The organism is Mucilaginibacter sp. PAMB04274 (assembly GCF_039634385.2).
GTDB lineage: Bacteria > Bacteroidota > Bacteroidia > Sphingobacteriales > Sphingobacteriaceae > Mucilaginibacter.
The window spans coordinates 4403596-4421395 of the sequence record NZ_CP155081.2; the positions used below are offsets into that span (position 1 = coordinate 4403596).

General features: G+C 41.1%; 15 protein-coding genes. 6 read left to right on the plus strand and 9 right to left on the minus strand.

Annotated elements, in window-relative coordinates; all coding sequences use genetic code 11:
• Window position 1: 1 nt before the first annotated feature.
• A complete protein-coding gene (locus ABDD95_RS18545) occupies window positions 2-3448 on the minus strand; it encodes a TonB-dependent receptor (protein WP_345948839.1) in 3447 nt (1148 codons plus the stop codon).
• Window positions 3449-3632: 184 nt separating this feature from the next.
• Entirely contained in the window at window positions 3633-4772 is a 1140-nt protein-coding gene (locus ABDD95_RS18550; RefSeq protein WP_345948840.1) for a FecR domain-containing protein, read from the minus strand.
• A gap of 127 nt (window positions 4773-4899) precedes the next feature.
• Between ABDD95_RS18550 and ABDD95_RS18555 the strand changes: the two genes are divergently transcribed.
• Window positions 4900-5502, plus strand: coding sequence for an RNA polymerase sigma-70 factor (locus ABDD95_RS18555; protein ID WP_345948841.1), 603 nt, complete (start codon window positions 4900-4902; stop codon window positions 5500-5502).
• A gap of 1050 nt (window positions 5503-6552) precedes the next feature.
• Here the strand turns inward: ABDD95_RS18555 and ABDD95_RS18560 are convergent.
• Complete coding sequence (locus tag ABDD95_RS18560) at window positions 6553-6720, minus strand: phage integrase SAM-like domain-containing protein (protein WP_352432941.1); 168 nt, start codon at window positions 6718-6720, stop codon at window positions 6553-6555.
• A 731-nt stretch (window positions 6721-7451) separates the two neighbouring features.
• On the opposite strand from ABDD95_RS18560, the gene ABDD95_RS18565 reads away from it, so the two are divergent.
• A complete protein-coding gene (locus ABDD95_RS18565) occupies window positions 7452-8666 on the plus strand; it encodes a site-specific integrase (RefSeq protein ID WP_345948842.1) in 1215 nt (404 codons plus the stop codon).
• A 16-nt stretch (window positions 8667-8682) separates the two neighbouring features.
• Here ABDD95_RS18565 and ABDD95_RS18570 read toward each other — a convergent pair whose 3' ends face one another.
• The 3 genes from ABDD95_RS18570 to ABDD95_RS18580 form a co-directional block, all read right to left on the minus strand.
• Window positions 8683-9117, minus strand: coding sequence for a hypothetical protein (locus ABDD95_RS18570; protein WP_345948843.1), 435 nt, complete (start codon window positions 9115-9117; stop codon window positions 8683-8685).
• A gap of 141 nt (window positions 9118-9258) precedes the next feature.
• Window positions 9259-10416, minus strand: coding sequence for an IPT/TIG domain-containing protein (locus ABDD95_RS18575; RefSeq protein WP_345948844.1), 1158 nt, complete (start codon window positions 10414-10416; stop codon window positions 9259-9261).
• A gap of 15 nt (window positions 10417-10431) precedes the next feature.
• Window positions 10432-11019, minus strand: a complete 588-nt coding sequence (locus ABDD95_RS18580) for a hypothetical protein (protein ID WP_345948845.1) — start codon at window positions 11017-11019, stop codon at window positions 10432-10434.
• Window positions 11020-11124: 105 nt separating this feature from the next.
• On the opposite strand from ABDD95_RS18580, the gene ABDD95_RS18585 reads away from it, so the two are divergent.
• Window positions 11125-11349: a helix-turn-helix transcriptional regulator gene (locus ABDD95_RS18585; protein WP_345948846.1), complete on the plus strand. Its 225-nt coding sequence runs from the start codon at window positions 11125-11127 to the stop codon at window positions 11347-11349.
• An 83-nt stretch (window positions 11350-11432) separates the two neighbouring features.
• On the plus strand, window positions 11433-11936 hold the full coding sequence (locus tag ABDD95_RS18590; RefSeq protein ID WP_345948847.1) for a JAB domain-containing protein: 504 nt from the start codon (window positions 11433-11435) through the stop codon (window positions 11934-11936).
• Between the two features lie 359 nt (window positions 11937-12295).
• Here the strand turns inward: ABDD95_RS18590 and ABDD95_RS18595 are convergent, their stop codons facing one another.
• The 3 genes from ABDD95_RS18595 to ABDD95_RS18605 all read right to left on the minus strand — a co-directional run bounded on the left by ABDD95_RS18595 (window position 12296) and on the right by ABDD95_RS18605 (window position 14977).
• Window positions 12296-13636, minus strand: coding sequence for a putative phage abortive infection protein (locus tag ABDD95_RS18595; RefSeq protein WP_345948849.1), 1341 nt, complete (start codon window positions 13634-13636; stop codon window positions 12296-12298).
• Between the two features lie 259 nt (window positions 13637-13895).
• Window positions 13896-14618, minus strand: coding sequence for an OB-fold nucleic acid binding domain-containing protein (locus tag ABDD95_RS18600; RefSeq protein WP_345948850.1), 723 nt, complete (start codon window positions 14616-14618; stop codon window positions 13896-13898).
• Complete coding sequence (locus tag ABDD95_RS18605; protein WP_345948851.1) at window positions 14579-14977, minus strand: hypothetical protein; 399 nt, start codon at window positions 14975-14977, stop codon at window positions 14579-14581. The genes ABDD95_RS18600 and ABDD95_RS18605 overlap by 40 nt, the downstream gene beginning before the upstream one ends.
• Window positions 14978-15260: 283 nt before the next feature.
• Between ABDD95_RS18605 and ABDD95_RS18610 the strand changes: the two genes are divergently transcribed.
• A complete protein-coding gene (locus tag ABDD95_RS18610; RefSeq protein ID WP_345948852.1) occupies window positions 15261-16001 on the plus strand; it encodes an SOS response-associated peptidase in 741 nt (246 codons plus the stop codon).
• A gap of 266 nt (window positions 16002-16267) precedes the next feature.
• Window positions 16268-17797, plus strand: coding sequence for an IS21 family transposase (gene istA / locus ABDD95_RS18615; protein ID WP_345948853.1), 1530 nt, complete (start codon window positions 16268-16270; stop codon window positions 17795-17797).
• Window positions 17798-17800: the final 3 nt, after the last annotated feature.

Below are 17800 nucleotides of genomic sequence, written 5' to 3' on the forward strand. Positions count from 1 at the left end.
ATCAAAATTTAAAGTTTAGCCCAAATATTACCGACCGTTCGCGCGGGTAAGATATATTGTCGACACCTGGTAGTAAGGGAGTGTAAGAAGCAACTTCCGGATCAAAGCCCTTGTAATTAGTCCAGGTGTAAAGGTTTACGCCTGTAGCGTATATTCTTATGCCGCTAACGCCTATTTTTTTCAGGAAAGCTGACTTGTTAAGCGTGTAACCAATGGTCATGTTTCTTAAGCGTAAGAACGAAGCATCTTCAACGTAGTATGATGATACATCCAGTTTGCTTTGTTCATTAAGGATTGGGTATTCGTTAGATGGTCTCTCGGGTAACCAGCGATGGTCCCAGTATTCTTGCGTAACGTTGGCAAAAAATGATTGTCCGGCTTCGAGTTTTGACCGGCCAAGGTTAAGCACCTCGTTACCGTACGACCAGTTGAACAATACGCTTAAATCAAAGTTTTTATAAGTAAAGTTGTTACTAAAACCTCCGTAATGCTTAGGATTGCTGTTGCTGATCATTGTGCGATCACGATCATTGATTACGCCATCGCCGTTAAGATCTTTAAACTTTTTATCACCCGGACGTGCTGAGCGTGTGCTCATTGCAGGCACCCCGCTGTTAGGTGTATAAACAAAGTTGGCAATGTTGGCGCTGGTAATGGTTGATGGATCTACCGCAGCACCTGCTGTGGTTTTGATACCGAAATCACTAATTTGATAAATACCATCAAACACATAGCCATAAGCTGTACCAATAGGCTGGCCTACAATAACGCGACCAACAGTTGAAATAACACCACCGCGTACGGTAACAGGTATAAAGCTAACACTACCTAATGATACTACCTTATTACGGTTCATAGATATGTTAATGTTAGAGCTCCAATTAAAATTACCCGTACGAATGTTAATGGTATTAAGCGCAACCTCAAGGCCGCGATTATCAATCTGACCTAAGTTTTGGTACTGGCGCATGAAGCCCGACTGTGCCGGAACATCAGCCTGTAAAAGCAGGTCTTTAGTTTGCTTAAGGTAAACATCGGCAGTAACGCTGATGCGGTCTTTTAGCAAGCTCAGGTCAAAACCGGCATCGTATGCTTTAGTAGTTTCCCAGGTAAGTATGGGGTTGGCTATAAGGTTAGGTGCAAAACCTAATGATGCTGTATTGTTAGGTGTAGAGTAGTATACCGGTGCCAATGTAGACAATGATTGGTAAGGCGGTATTCTCTCGTTGCCCGTTAAGCCGAAACTTCCCCTGAATTTGAGGTCGGAAATTGCTGAAACATTCTTCAGGAAATTTTCTTTAGAAGCACGCCATGCCAAACCAATACTTGGAAACCTGGCCGATTTGTTGCCTTCAGCCAATTTTGAAGAAGCATCGTTACGCAAAGTTGCGGTTAACAAGTACTTATCTTTAAATGAGTAATTGATACGGGCAAATTGTGATACACGTACGTAGCGTTGCTTATCGGTGCTGGGCGGGGCAGGCAATACATTTGCAGTTGATATATTATCAATAGGATTAATGTTTTGCACATCAAAACCCTGTCCAATCCAGCTTGATGCTTCCTGCTGATAGGAGTTTACTTCGAAACCGGCCAAGGCTGTAAAAGAGTGGTTTTTTGCAAAGCGCTTGTTCCAGGTAAGGGTAGTAGTTTGGTACCAGTTGGTAGTATTACTGGTGTTTAACAAAGCCAAACCGTTTACCGGATAGCCCCATGAAACTGTGCTTGGATAAAACTCGCCGTTCTTAGAAAATGTAAGAATAGCGCCTGCCCTGGCGTCAAGGTTAAGGCCATTAACAATGCGGTAATTTGCGTTTATATCAGTAAGAACCCTAGAGAGCGGGCTTTTTTTGTATGATAGGTTAGCAAAATCTAACGGGTTAGAAAATGAGCCGCCATCGGGGTCAAGAGCCAGTTGTGTAGGATCAGGCGCGTTTACGGGCCGGGTCATTACCAGCATTTGCATAAGGCCAATGTAGTTAGGTACATCGTTACCACCGTTGGAAGCTACACCAGAGCCAATAGCATGTGATAAGTTGACATTAGCACCCAATTTTAGCCTTTCGGTCGCATTATGGTTTATCTTCATCAGTAAACTGTAACGCTCATACTTATTGTTAATTAACACACCCTGTTGATTAAGGTACGATGCCGAGGTTAAAAAGTTAGTACGAGAGTTACCGCCGCTGTAGCTTACGTTGTAGCTTTGTGTGGCTGCGTGGCGTAGCGCCTCTTTTTGCCAATCGTGGCTAACTTCACCGCTTAAATCTTTAACCTGATCGCGAAAGTCAATAACCTTATCGTTATTTACATCAATGGCATAGTTGCCATCGGCGGTTAGCGTGGCAAAACGGTAATAGGCATAATCTTGTGCGCCAAGCATAGGTATATGTTTAGGTGCCCAGGCTATACCTCCGTAAGTATTTAATTCAAGCGTTGAAGAGTTGTTTTTGCCCGATTTGGTAGTGATTACGATAACGCCGTTAGCACCCCTAGAGCCAAATATAGCAGTTGCCGACGCATCCTTAAGCACCTCCATCGAAGTAATATCTGATGGGTTAATACCAGCAAGCGGGTTTGTTAACGAGGTGCTACCTCTGCCCGAACTCGCAGCCTCGGCGTTATTTACGTCAATCTGTACTCCATCAATAACATATAGTGGCTGCGTGCCTGCGTTGAATGAGTTGGTACCACGTATGGTTACGTTAACGGCACTACCAGGTTCACCTGATGATGAAGTAACCTGTACACCCGACAAGCGGCCTTGCATAGCCTCCATAAATGATACCGATTTGGCTTGTTGTATCTCACGCTCTTTTATGCCAGCTACCGAGCCGGTAACATCTGATTTACGTTGTGTGCCATAGCCAACTACCACAATATCATCAAGCCGACTGCTTATTTGCTTTAGTGTTACGGTAACTTGCGTATTATCGCCCGGTACCTTAACCTCGCGCGATTCATAGCCAACCATACTGAATACCAGTACGGCGTTAGCATCGGGCACACTAATACTAAACTGCCCCGTTGCTGACGTTACCGCTGCCACGCCGCCCCCTTTGAGGCGTATGTTAACACCTGGTAAAGGTTGCTTGTCTTCGTCGGTAACGGTACCTTTTATTTGTATAGCCGCCCCGGGAGCATTTTGAGTTGGGCGTATAGGTATTATAGCAATGGTTTTGTTTTTAATAACGTAGGTAAGCGGTTGATTTTCAAGGCATTTTTTCAGTGCTTCATCAACACTTACCTGTTCAACCGTAACCGTTACGTTCCTTACCTGTTTAATTAGTTCGGCATCATATAAAATTTCGTAACCGCTTTGTTTTCTGATTTCCTCCAACACCACTTTTAACGTGGCGTTGCGTTGGTTTAAACTTACTTTTTGGGCTATGGCAGTAGCACTCACTTCCAAAAGAGCAAGCAGCAGCAAAGCGAAAGTAAGTTTCATAATTAGTAAAGGTTTTTGCGCATAGAAATAGCACCTGCAAATTTTTGCAGTAAAATTTTCATACATTTGGTTTAATTGGTTTAGTAATTGGTTTGTGTCGATTACATTCTTTTTTACGGCTGATTTCGAATGCCGGGAGCGTTGCAGCGCTTTCGGCTTTTCCTTTTTTCAACCGCCGGTGATATTACTTCATGACGGTTACCTTCCTTCCTGTTATTTTATAGTTAATGCCCCCTGTTAGTTTAATTAATTCCATAAAATCGGTAAGACTGCGGTTTTGCGATACGGTACCACCGAAGGTTTTGGTTTTTACATCATCAGCAACTTCAATGTTAACACCATACCAGCGAGCCGCAATTTTCATTACTTCGCAAATATTCTCATCGCGGAAAACGAACAGGCCGCCTTTCCAAGCCATAGTTTGATCAATATCTGCATCCTCCACCTTAAAACTTTGTTTTACCGGATCAACAATGCCAATTTTTCCTGGAGATAATAAAGTTTTATGGTCACCGGCAACCAACTCAACCGAACCTTCAAGCAGCGTAGTATTTACGGTATGCTCGCCCGGGTATGCCGAAACATTGAAATGGGTGCCTAAAACGCGTATAGCAGTTCCGTTAACAGACACGGTAAATGGTGCGGCTTTATTTTTTGCTACCTCAAAGTAGGCCTCTCCGCTAATCTCTATATCGCGGTGAGATTTATTAAACAGTACCGGGAACTTCACCGATGATTGCGCATTGAGCCATATTTTGCTACCATCTGATAATTCTAACTCGTAATGTTCGCCAACAGGGGTAGCAACAGTATGATAAACCAATGGTTGCTCATCAGTAACAACGCCTTCGCGGTATTTAATATGACCTTTTGTTACCAGTTCAATTTGCGCTGATTTATTGTTTAAGCTTTGTGATTTGCTGCTGTTCAAATCCACTTGCTCACCATCAGCTAATATGAGTGCAGTGCCTTTGTTTACAACAGGATTTTTTGGCTTGTATGTTATTTGTGTAATTGCAGCAGGGCGTGGTGAATAAAAAATCGACAATGCTCCTAACGCAAAAACTAATACAGCGGCAGCGACTCCTATCCATTTGAAGTAACGGGGGCTACTATTACTGCTAACTTTAGTTTTTTGTAAGTGATTGTCTATTTTACCCTTTAACTGTTTGTAAGCAAATAAGTGCTTTGCAGGTATCTCATTTGTTTGGTCGTCATCCAATGATACGCCGTCTGAATAAGACATCAATGCAGCCTCCTCTTCGGGGGTGCACTCTCCGTTTAAATATTTAGCTGCCAGTTTTAGGTATTCTTCCCGGTCCATTTGGTGTGGTTCTATTATAGGAGTGCGAAAACAATATGGCTGACTCACACGCTTTTTAAATTATTTTTTTAGAAAAAGCTTTTTTTGAAAAGTCATATAATTTTTTGTTATTTGGATAACCAATTATATGTCCAAACTATTTGATCCTGTATTGTGGTCGGCTATACAGTCTGACGATGATCAAGCTTTTCGTGAGCTGTTTGAAAAGTATTGGTATAAACTTTTCAAAAATGCTGTTAAGTATCTGGATGACGAGCATACCAGTTTGGAGATAGTGCATGATATATTTATAACCCTTTGGGACCGCAGGCATCAACTGGTAATTACATCTTTTCCGGCCTACCTTCTTACCGCAGTACGGTATAATTGCTACAAGTATTTAAAAAGCAACGCCGCTAAACCGCATTTGGTTGATACGTTAGGGAGTGATATAGATTACTTGTTGCCGGTTGTAGAAAATATTGCCGTTAACCGTTATGGCAAAGACGAATTGTTTTATAAATTAGAGCAATACCTCACGCCCCTCCCTGCCAGGTGCAGAGAGATTTTCATTTTAAGTAGAAAAGAAGATTTGTCTAACGATGAGATTGCGGAACGGTTACGAATATCAAAAAGGACCGTAGAAAACCAGATTAGTCAGGCAACCCGTTTCCTCAAAAGCCAGGCAACTATTAAGGATTTTTTATACATTTCGCTGCTACTGTCTTCAGGTATATTGCTTGCAGTTTAACGCTATGATTAGAAACAAAACTTCAATCTAAAAGTCTATGTTCAGCATTTCACAGGAGGTAGAAAGATTGTTTAACGTGAAATCAAATTTCAATGTTGCTCGTCATTGCCAGGGTAAAATACAGTCAAATCTACAGTCTTAATAAAGTATTACCACAATCGTTTTATAAACATCAACTGGCGCATTTTTAATTAACTCATTTAATTAGGATGCGTTGCAGCGAAGGTTTTCAGGATGGGCTCGAACCATAAAAGAATCATATTTGCAAATAGTAATTCCAACTCGGATAATCCGCTTTAATTTATAATTATAATAAAAAAAGCCGTCACTTTTCGAGCAATGTATTCAACTCCCTCAGACTGGGCAGCGTTCGAACCACTGGTTAGAAGATATCAGATTATTGAGTGCTTTGGATTGTAGTGTTTGAGCGGTTCGAGTACCATCGGGGCTTCGCTAAAAAAGGGAGCCCTAATAGGACTAAAATCGAACCATTACATATGGGATCTTGAGGTATTTGCTAGAATTTAGTTTCTATTTATGGTCTGTGAAGGTCTTAAAAATGGGCAGGAGGTAAACGTTTTTCCGGAAAAAAGATGTAGAACAATATTTATAAAATTTGAATCGGTACTCATCAACTTTCTATCTAAGTAACTGTAGCAGACTTACTCAAAGAAGCACAACATTTCTTAGGATAATAGGCGTTAAATAGGCAGCAGGTACTTTCCGGTATGTCGATAATAGGTTAACAGCCGTTGAGCCATTGTAGTAAGTTTAATACTATACTCTTTCTTTGTCTTCCTACGTCGGTAGACTGCCCTGCCCTTAATGATGTTATCCGGTTTAAGATAGATTAAGTCTGTAAATGATATACCTATCAAATTAAAACTTAAGAAGAAGTAATTACGTGCATGCCATTCTTTACTATTGGGTCGCAACTCTAGTTTGCTCAACTTAGCTATGTGGTCTATTGTGATTGCGCGCTTTGCTGTTCTGACTGTCTTGATAGAAATCTCCGTGAATGGATAGTATAACCGATCAACCAATTTTGCCTTAATAGCTTTGTTGTAAAATAGCTCTGATTGACCTTAAGTAGTCACCGATTGAGTTAGGTTTTAAGCCTCTAACCGTTAGATGTCTGCTGAAACTATCGAGCAATGTAAAGTTAATGTCTGTGAACTTTAATTTAGAATTGCCACAGAACTGTTCTAAACGGTTCAGTGCTGTTTGGTATACAACAGCGTTACTCGTACGCTAGACTTCTTTTGAGCTCTTGGATTACTTGAGCTGCATACTCATTAAAAGTTAATGAACGTTGAATAGTTTTCGGTTTGTCTATGAGGCCTTCCTTTAATTGCTCGAATGAGAACTCATTATTGTCTTCAAGTCGTAGAGCGACTTTCTGAACTCGCAGATGAAGTTCGGTTAGCTTATTGTTGAGAAGTTGGAAGTTTGCGTTTGCACGCTTGACCTGACCTAATGTAGCATCCTACTCATCTGTTTTTACTCGTACACCAGTAGTAATAGATGTGTTACGACGGTTGAATGTAACTTTTAGGAGAACTGAACTTGGCTGGCCCAGGGTTTGACGCTTGTAATTGAGAAAGAATTTTAAGTAGACCATAACATTGTTTGTTGTGGCCAACGGTTGTACGAACAGTGTGCGAACATTTTACGAACATCTGAGTGTTTCAGATAGGATATCGTAAATGGCTTAGAAACAAAAAAGCCTTACCGGGCATGGTAAGGCTTTTTGCATTGGCTCCTGAGGCTGGGCTCGAACCAGCGACCCTCTGATTAACAGGCAATGGATTATTGATATCATATGAATTGATCTGTATTATTTATTCCTGATATACAGCTGTTTATAAATAAAAAAATCCGTATTTATACAAATAAAATCAAATTTCTTGTGCAAATCTTGTGCAAATTATGCTTATCTTTAGCTTACTATGAATACAAATATCGTTGTTTCCCTGGATGAGCGCCGCGAGAAAAAAGATGGTTCCTTTCCACTAGTCATGCGATTGGGACATAACAAAAGAACTACCGCTATTCCGTTAAATATTAGTCTTAAAAAGAAGGATTGGGATGAAGAACTACGGGTTGTTAAAAAATCCTATGTTGGCACTAATTCAGTTACACGGCTTAATCACATCATTCAGAAGAGCAAATCTGAAGCGATGGACATCATTTTAAAACTAAATGAAAATGGACGCTTACAGGGAATGTCTATCCTTGAACTAAGGGGCCATTTAGTTCGAAAGAATGCTGCCATTTCCTTTTATGATTATACTGAGCAACAGGTTCAAGAGCTTATTTCTGCTAACCGTATTGGTACAGCGCGATCTTATAAAGGCGTAATTTCGGTTTTGAAGACCTTCACAAACAACAAGGAACTATATTTCAAAGACATCACTTATTCGTTTTTAAAAAAGTTTGAGAATAGCCACCTAGGTAAAGGTGGATCTTACAATGGCCTGGCCGTTTACTTTCGTACCATACGAGCGGCTTTTAACAAAGCCATCAAAGAGGGAGCGATCGACAAAGACAATTATCCGTTTGCTGATTATAAGATTAAATCTGTGCCTACTGAAAAACGAGCTTTGGATTTAAGTTTGTTGCAAATAATCATCAAAAAACAGATCGACAGCGATGATATATGCTTTAATGCCAGAAACTACTTTGTAGCCAGTTACATGATGTATGGCATGAACTTTACGGACATGGCATTCTTAAAAAAGGCAAATATTATTGATGGGCGGATTCAGTATCGCCGAAGAAAGACGAGCAAGCTCTATGACATCAAAATCAATCCAAACTTGAATAAGATTTTGCAGCACTATATCTCATTAGATGAAGATTCACCATATGTTTTTCCAATCATCAAACGGGATAGCGCATTGCTCCAAGATAAAGATATTCAATGGGCGAGAAAACGGTATAACATAAAATTGAAGAAGCTTGCTGAGAAATGTGAAATTGAACAGAACTTAACTAGCTATGTAAGCCGTCACTCCTTTGCAACGCAAGCGATGTTACAGCAGGTTCCATTAAACGCTATAAGTGCTATGTTGGGCCACTCTAGTTTAAAAACGACGGAAGTGTATTTAAAAAGCTTGCCAAGTAATATTTTGGACGACTATAACGCCAAAATATTGCAGTAAAGCGCCTAGCAAACAATTAGAACAAGCTCAAATATTCGTTTGTATGATGGGTAAAGTAGTTTTGTATCTCATGCATCGACCTGGCTGGAGTATAACCATTCTTTCCTTTAGCGGTAAGGTAGGCAAAGTGATCGCCGTCGATTTTGCCACCTGCATCAATTGTTCCCAACTGGAATGAGACAATCACTCCATCTCGTTCACAGGCATACTCTGGGCGGCTAGCAAAGAAGTGAGTGTCCGTTACGTCGCGGAAAAAAAATTCACGAAGAAATTGCTTGGATACTGGTATACCTGTCATCATCTTGTTAGCTACTGTGAAACCGTCAGAGTCGCTTTGGGGATAGTGAGCGACCAGAACCTGGGATTTGAAGGTATTAAGTACCCGGACCATCTGATCTGTTCCAGCTAAGTATGCGTAATTGCCAACCTCAAAAAGTTCGTAATCTTTCATTTTGATTCTTTGATATCGAAGATAAAACAAAAAGTTTCCAGGGCATGAACCTTAGAAACTTTTTGTTTAATTCTTAAAGACAAAAAAACTTGCCGATTACAACTTGCAACCTAATCTGACAACGTTAAAAAAAATTCATATTTACCTCACAATCGTCAGACTGAATGATGACGTGTAAGAAGTGTAGCCGGTTCTTGATATGGTAATTTTGCCGCTTTTTGCATCTGACGGAATTTTGACCGATATGTTGCTGCCAATAATAGATGTTGGCTTAACACCTGTAGAGCCGCCAAACGAAACCAGTATGGTTGCAATATCCGCACCCACAAAATCACCGTTAATTGTTAGCATATCACCTGCTTTCGCCGAACCTGGTAACCCATTATTGGTAAAAAACACCTGCGGTGTAAACGTAAACTTGTCTTCACTGGAACTTGATCGCCCAAACCTTTCGCTCACTGTTAAGTAACCTGATTTTGCATTCGAAGGAACAACTACCCACATTTCTGTGGCGGTGGCTTTATAAGGATTGAGTGAAGTTGCACCTGAATTGAAACTCACAAACATTGAACTTTTGTCTGCAAATTCTACACCAGTAATCTTAACCGTGTCGCCTACGGTAAAGGCTTTCGGGGTAAAATCTCTCATTGACATTTCAAACTTCAAATCATCAATGGTTGTTGCCGTTCTACCTTCTACGGTTATTGTCGCCTTACCCGGTAGCGCATATCTTGGCACAGTTGTTCCAATGGAAATTTTTTGTGGGCCTATATAATTTGCCTTTACTGGCTTTGTTCCTCCAAAGGAGATAAAGATTTTGTTGGTATCGTTGCCCATGCCTGACGCACTTATATAAACTTGTGTTCCGAGTTGTGCAGCACCCAATTGCCCGGCCTCTCCCTGGAAGCCTCCAGCAGTTAAATCAGGCGGCATTGCTGTATAGCTATCAGCACTTGTTGCCTTATCCATATTCACGTTGATGCTGATTTTGCCACTCAAGGTTTCTTCATCGGTTTTAAAAGTCATGGATGTTGGCGTTACAGATACTGGCTTTCTTGATGGTGATCCACCAATTGAAACTAACACCCCATCTCTATCGCTTGTAAAGCCTGTGCCTGTAATTGTTATCGTTGTTCCTGGTTTACCTGACTTTGGCGAAAAATCTGAAATCTTAACGTTTGATATCGGAGTTGTTGTCACAGGCGGTTCCGGTGCTGGAACATTATTGCCGCCTCCTTTGCCACAGGAATACAGCAGGCCCAGCAAGGCCATGCTGCTATAAATTAAAATTTTCTTCATTGAGTTTGGTGATGATTAGTCAATAGCGAAAGCAAAAACATCAATGTTGCTTGCGCTTAACGATGGTTTGGTCGCAAAGAAGTATTCGCCCTTTTCAAGCTTGGTTGCCGGAGTAAGCTGATACAGACCGCTTTTAAGTTGAATGGTGTTGTAGGGAATAGTTAAGCCACCGTTTGCAGCGTTATTGCCAAACCCCATACCACTTGCCTTTTGAGTAATGGCTTGCCTTTCCTTTTTGGTCGTTTCCAGCTTATATAAAGTGTATTCGGCAGGTGCGCCGCCAGTGTTTATCACAAACAATGCCGTGTCGGTTTGTAATAACCGTACATTGGCCTTTGTTCCATCAATTACATACATCACATTTGCCCCGCCATAACCCATAAGCTTCATCTTGGTTTTCATAGTAGCGGCAGCTTTTTCGAGTGGTGCAGCACTGTTACTGGCTTTATTGAAATGGTAAATATGGTTCATCATTTCAAAGGCCGGCAAAGTTGGTTTCACTGCCTCTTGCCGGGATACAGGTGTTTTGTTGTTTTTTGACTGTGCCATGCAGAAAGAGGCTGTCATTAGAAGGGCAATCGCCCCGATAGTTAACCGTTTCATAAAGCGTTGATTACGTATTTGTTGATATACAAAGCTAAACAAAAGTTCACATTTTGTACGCAAATTTGCCTACAAAATATTTTCAGTGCCGTACCACTTTTGGTAATGGCTAAACGGGATCGGGTAATTGATATAAGTTTCTTAGGGAAAAACCTGCGCAAACACCGGGAAGCGCAAAACTTATCAATGCAGGATTTAGCGAATATTGCTGAAATTGAAAAATCTCAAATTGCCCGAATCGAAACAGGTGAAAGTGACCCTCGGCTGTCTACAATAATGACAATAGCGAGCGCATTACAAATTTCCGTAGAAGAATTACTGGTGCGGTAGCTTAACTGCTTTTAATGACCTGCGCTTTTTCATCTATAGGTTCGGCTCGCTGCTTATCCTCTTTCTTCTTATGAAAGGGAGACATGACGAAGGACTTGCTCGTTAATGAGATTCAATTGAGTTATAAGCGGCATATGGCACCAGAGGACAAGATACAGATAAGCGGCGCTGAAACTGCATACTCTGTCCTGCATAGCCAATGGGATGAAAACAGAATTGATTTAGTTGAAGATTTTAAGGTGTTACTGCTCAACCGTGCCATGCGACTGATTGGCATTTACCATGTTAGTAGCGGCACGACTTCCGCCGCCATTGTAGACCCGAAGCTTGTTTTTGTTGCGGCTCTCAATGCAAATGCATCGTCAATTATCTTGGCTCACAATCACCCCTCAAGAAATCTTAAACCGAGTGAGGCAGATCACCAGTTAGCGCGCCAGTTGAAGGCTGGTGGTGAATTGCTCGACATAAAAGTACATGACCATATTATTGTTACCAATGAGGGATATTATTCTTTTGCAGAAGAAACAACCTACCAGAAAAAAACAACCGGCAGCCAGGTATCGTTTGAATGCATGCTGCCGTTCTAAATATTACTATCTGTATTACTTTGCTATGCTGATTGCCGCACGGTCGCTAACTTCGATCTGCAGCTTTCCTTTGTACTCATTACTGTTCCAGTAACTTTGATTACCTTACCGTCAATCTCAGGCGCTATGGCTTTTGCATCACCACGTAACACGACAGTCCAAGGCTGATTAGGACATTCAGCCCCAAATTGACTAGCGCCATTTCTAATTACGTCTTGGTGCCAAAACCTTGCTTGTTATGCTTACCGCTTTACTTATATTTTTCGCATAATCTTTGGTAGTGCCACGATCACAAAACCACCTTGTAAACCATCATACCAGACGATATGTATTACGTGATTCGAACTGCCAAGGAGTAATTAAGTCGACATATCTTTTACGATAAATCCCTCATAGTCAATTTTTGAATAGAAATCTGAAAGATGGAGGTCATCAACAACATGATCATGAGGGATGTTTTTTATTAAGGCATAGTCAGAAATCAAACGATCTGCACGGGGCACGCAGCAGCCCGTCCGAGTAATTTCTAATTCCCATACGCGGCCTAACTGAGAAAGACTATTTAGAAAAAAAACTATTTGTTCAGCAGTCGATATCTGCCCTCGCAAGTGTCTCAAGTATTCCCTTTGATCTTCTTCCCACAAGTCTGGCTGGTTGTTGATGAACTGCGCAGTTTGATATAGGTGGCGAAAGTAGTGACCTAAGCGAAATTGGTGACCACCATAATATTTTTCGTAAACTCCAGGATAATACAATTGCACTTCAAATGCCTTGCCACGATATTTTATCTGGTAAGGTGTCATTTGAGGCAAACTTGCATCTTTCCTAATAGCAAGAATTTTATCAAAAATTTCTTCTTTCTTTTTATGCGAATTCGACCAAAGCCATTTTTCAAAATATTTTGAATCCTGCTTTGGTTTCATAGCTGCTAATTTAACAAGCTTATCAACGATTTCTTTTTTGTACTTACCCTTAGTAAAGTTTTCGATAGACGTTATTCCAATTTTTCCAACTCCGAAGAAAACGATTAAATAATATAAATCTGCTTTCGCATACTTGACTAAGTCGATTTTCCTTTCGTTTAAGGTAGTATTAGCCCTTAACTGCAGCAAATAACTATCATCATAAATATCATTTTCTTTTAATCCGTGAAAAACGAATCCTACTTCTCCGACAAGTGCTACGTATTGAAGATATATTGCATGAAATACTTGTCTATTAGTGAGTGTTCTTGTGCTTTTTTTAAGTCTTGGTAGGTCGTCTTTAATGATTAGAGAGACGTCTACATATTTTAAGCTCATTTCGCTAACGTTTTCTCGATGAATGCGAATCAGCTCGAAAAAGCGGTTTTCAATTTTGTCATGTTGGAAAGCTTTAAGCTGCACTTCATTTGATTCACGTTGCTTTTTAAAAGATAGATAAAGATATATAAATGCCCCTAATGAAAAAAAAGTGCCTACTACTCCAGCTGTAAAATCACCACGTGTCCCATTGATAGTCCAGTAATCTTTAACATCATCTTGTGTAGGTTCGGCGTTAGCTTTGTTTTTGGTGGCACACCCGGGTTGAAGTAAGTAAAAAACGGTGAATGCTATTAGAATACCTGTTACTATCAACGAATTAGCCAAATAACCATAGCCTTTATCAGACAGAGTGGTCTCTTCTTTTTCAGTTTCAATTTTCGGTTTAGATGGATTCATGAGAAAGTAATTGAGTAATCAGGCAGGTAAGTTTAATTTGATTGCGAAAGCATTGAACTACTTGCATTTATTTAATTCGCGTTCAAATATTAAAATATTTTTTTAGAAGTATTCTGTTTGCTTAATATACGTTGAAAGTTATTCTGACAAGTGCATCATTCTAGGCGTTTGATAACATTTGCACCTATCTTCTGGAAGTTTATAATCTTATTATTGTATTTCAAAATTTATCCAATCGATTAAAAAACAGATGTTTTGATTACCTAAAGTCTCTAGCTTTCGGAATAACATTACTTGCGACGTTTTCTCGAACCTGTGCTCGCTTGTTTGCTGTTTGGAAAGGGCTTCCTTTATCGGCGCGTGATAGCGTTAAAACAGGTTGATGCTCTTTCTCCACACTTGTTAAACCCCTAAGCATTTTCGACAGATCAAAGCATTTTCTGACAATCAAATGCACAACTTCGCCCTCACGCTGCACTTTGCCCTCTACCATCAACAGGCGGGATTGCAGTATTTCCTTTCGGTATGTATCAAACAGATTTTGGAATACCACGATATTGGCAAAGCCCGTTTCATCTTCTGTTGTGATAAAACAAACGCCACCTGCGGTGCCAGGTCGTTGCCTAACTAGTACTAATCCTGCAACTTTTACAGTTGTACCGTCTTCAGCTTCTTTTAGTTCCTTGCTTGAAAGGATATGCAACATTCGCAGCTTTTCCCTTACAAAGCTCACTGGATGGGCTTTGATGGATAAAGAAGTAGCTGCATAGTCTTGCACGACATGTTCTGATTGGGTCATGAGGGGTAATTCCACCTGTGCTTCTTTGGAGGTTTCGGAAGGTTGGTTTTTAAACAGAGCTTGTGGTCTGTCATGCAATGCAGAAATTTCCCAAAGGGCTTGTCTTCGATCCAAACCTAAAGAACGAAACGCATCAGCATCAGCTAATTTCTCCAGGGTGAAACCGATACACCTGCATCGCATAATTCGATAATGTTCTTGTAGTTGCTGTGCCTGCCTGCAATCAAAGCCTGCATGTCGCTTTCGCGGATATCTTTGACTTGCCGGAAACCCAACCGCAAATTGTGATACTTGCTAAAGCGTTTTTCAAGTGTGTTGTCCCACATAGAGAAGTTAATATCAATTGGTAACACTGTTACACCGTGGTTTTTTGCATCAATCACGATTTGGGCAGGAGCATAAAAACCCATTGGCTGGCTGTTGAGCAGTGCTGCTGCAAATGCATCAGGGTAGTGACATTTAATCCAGGCAGAAGCATAGACGAGGGCAGCGAACGAGGCGGCATGACTTTCGGGAAAACCATAACTACCAAAACCCTCCAACTGCTTAAAGATGCGGTTAGCAAACTCTCTCGTATATCTTCGGGCAATCTTACACCATCATAATTTTCTTTCATATTTATTGCAATAGCAAAACTAATGCTAAAAATATTAGTAATTTAAATTGTGGAAAAATAATTTTTAGAGCTATTCCGCGTTGCAGAATAGCATCGAATCGGTTCGCTAATACCCTCGAAAACGTTATCTTAGGTCTCTAAATCATCTGATTATGTGTTACCACTATGCTTTAGTAGCCGATCCAATTGAACTGGGTAGCCGGTATTCTTTGGAAAGTGACGAGACAAAAGAATTGATGAATGACTATGAAGTTGTTTATCACACCGACGGTTTTGCGCACAATGCTATGCCCGTTATTACAGCAGATGAACCAAATAAGATACAGCTTTATAAATGGGGATTGATCCCCCACTGGTTTAAGCATGACCCCAATAAAACAGATAGCCGAGGCAAGCCAATACCAGCACGGCAGCAGGCCCAGGAGTTTAGTAATCAAACTTTAAATGCGATTGGCGAAACGGTTTTTGATAAACCGTCATTTCGCAATTATATTGGGAAAAAACGCTGCCTTGTACCAGCAACGGGTATTTATGAGTGGCATCATCTCGATAAAAAAACAAAGATACCTCATTACATTTATCTAAAGTCTAAGGAAATTTTTTCCTTTGGCGGCATTTATAGCCATTGGGTTGACCCTGAAACAGGTGAAGTGGTTAAGACATACTCGATTTTAACCAACCCCGCCAATTCGCTCATGTCACGCATACATAACAGCAAATTATGGCAACCCTTTATTCTGGAACGCGATATAGAAGGGAGTTGGCTTGATCCAAAGTTCAGTAAAGAGCAGGTTCGGGAGATTATTGCTCCACTATCTGAGAAGCACCTTACAGCTCATACGATTTCAAAGCTCATTACCAGCAGGTATGAAAGTTCTAACACGCCGGAGGTAATGGTTCCACATGATTATGAAGGATTTGCAGGATTACTCAATGAAAGGGCAGCTTAAATACGACCCATCAAACAATTAAAAAGTAGCTTTTAATAAGTCATTGTCAATAGTGAAACATAGCATGGGTATTCTGCTGAAAATGACCAAGTATTCCGGAATAAAGAGGTCGATCATTCCGGCGCAAATTGACCACCCTATTCCGGGACAAACTGACCAGGGATTCCGGGCGAAAATGACCACCCTGGAATGCAGCTGATGCGGTAGAAGCCGCCATCTTTGAGGGTTTAAAACTCCTCAATAGCATGGCAAACACTACGATCAGTATGAATAAGATAAGAAAGATCTTAAGGATGTATACGAATGGGCGCAGCATTATGTCTATAGCCGCCCAGGCCGATGCATCCAGAAACACCGTAAAGAAGTACCTGGCATCTTTCAAAGAGAGCGGCTTTACCTTTGATGAAGTAAATGCTTTCAATGACAAAGAGCTGGAAGATCTGTTTGGCAAAGCAAAAGAACAACCGCCCAATAGCCGTATGCAAGCCATGCTGCGCTGCTTTCCCAAAGTAGATAAAGAGCTGAAACGTACTGGTGTTACCCGTCATATACTTTGGGAGGCCTACCGCAAAGAGTTCCCGGATGGTTATCAATATAGCCAGTTCTGCTTTTACTATACGCAGTGGAAGGCCCGGGTTAACCCTGTCATGCATATTGATCACAAAGCCGGTGATAAGCTATACGTAGACTTTGCCGGTCAAAAGCTGAATATAACCGATAAGGAAACCGGTGAGATCATTCCTGTTGAGGTCTTTATAGGCATACTTGGAGCAAGCCAACTGACGTATGTAGAAGCTGTTTTGAGCCAGCAAAAAGAAGACTTCATAACGGCCTGTGAGAATACACTCCACTATATTGGCGGCGTGCCGGAAGCTATTGTTCCGGACAATCTGAAAGCTGCCGTCACTAAAAGTAACCGTTACGAACCTACGCTGAATGAAACGTTTGAAGACTTTAGCAATCATTATTGCACGACTATCTTACCGGCTCGGGCGTTCCGGCCACGGGATAAAGCACTGGTAGAAGGTGCTGTAAGGATCATTTACACTCGGATCTATGTGCCGCTTCGTAAGAACGTCTATCATTCTTTAAAAGAGCTGAATGCAGCTATACATGAACTACTGGAAGAGCACAATAACAGGTTAATGCAAAGCCGCCCCTATAGCCGCAGGCAGCAGTTTGAGGAGGTAGAGCGCGAAACACTCATGCCTCTGCCTGTATTACGCTATGAGCTTAAAAAACAGTTCCATGCAACCGTAATGAAAAACGGGCATGTCAGCCTTGGGCCTGACAAAAACTACTATAGTGTCCCTTATCGCTTTATCGGCAAAAAGATAAAACTGCTTTATTCCAGTTCCACAGTAGAGGCCTTTTATCATTATGAACGAATAGCCATTCACAAGCGTACCAGAGGACTGCATCGCTATATTACTGACAAAGACCATCTGGCCTCCACCCACCAGTTTGTTGCCGACTGGAATCCAGATAAGTTCCTCTCATGGGCGGCATCAATCCATGAGGACGTGCGCCTTTATATTCAACACATTCTCAATCGCAAAAATTACGCAGAGCATGCCTATAGATCTTGCGTTGGCGTACTGGGCTTTGCCAGTAAGGCGGGTAATGAACGCCTGATCATGGCTTGCAGAAGGGGGCTGAGTTATGGTATGTACAGTTACAAGACCATACAGATGATTCTGGAAAAGAACCTTGATCAGTACGAAGAAAGCCTGTTTGCAAATGAACTTACCATGCCGGAGCATGATAATATCAGAGGAGAAGACTATTACCAATAAACA

Bases quoted from the DNA above. Each gene is read 5' to 3' on its own strand.
- ABDD95_RS18545 (WP_345948839.1), bottom strand. From the start codon at position 3,448: ATGAAACTTACTTTCGCTTTGCTGCTGCTTGCTCTTTTGGAAGTGAGT.
- ABDD95_RS18550 (WP_345948840.1), bottom strand. From the start codon at position 4,772: ATGGACCGGGAAGAATACCTAAAACTGGCAGCTAAATATTTAAACGGA.
- ABDD95_RS18555 (WP_345948841.1), top strand. From the start codon at position 4,900: ATGTCCAAACTATTTGATCCTGTATTGTGGTCGGCTATACAGTCTGAC.
- ABDD95_RS18565 (WP_345948842.1), top strand. From the start codon at position 7,452: ATGAATACAAATATCGTTGTTTCCCTGGATGAGCGCCGCGAGAAAAAA.
- ABDD95_RS18570 (WP_345948843.1), bottom strand. From the start codon at position 9,117: ATGAAAGATTACGAACTTTTTGAGGTTGGCAATTACGCATACTTAGCT.
- ABDD95_RS18575 (WP_345948844.1), bottom strand. From the start codon at position 10,416: ATGAAGAAAATTTTAATTTATAGCAGCATGGCCTTGCTGGGCCTGCTG.
- ABDD95_RS18580 (WP_345948845.1), bottom strand. From the start codon at position 11,019: ATGAAACGGTTAACTATCGGGGCGATTGCCCTTCTAATGACAGCCTCT.
- ABDD95_RS18585 (WP_345948846.1), top strand. From the start codon at position 11,125: ATGGCTAAACGGGATCGGGTAATTGATATAAGTTTCTTAGGGAAAAAC.
- ABDD95_RS18590 (WP_345948847.1), top strand. From the start codon at position 11,433: ATGACGAAGGACTTGCTCGTTAATGAGATTCAATTGAGTTATAAGCGG.
- ABDD95_RS18595 (WP_345948849.1), bottom strand. From the start codon at position 13,636: ATGAATCCATCTAAACCGAAAATTGAAACTGAAAAAGAAGAGACCACT.
- ABDD95_RS18600 (WP_345948850.1), bottom strand. From the start codon at position 14,618: ATGCGATGCAGGTGTATCGGTTTCACCCTGGAGAAATTAGCTGATGCT.
- istA (WP_345948853.1), top strand. From the start codon at position 16,268: ATGAATAAGATAAGAAAGATCTTAAGGATGTATACGAATGGGCGCAGC.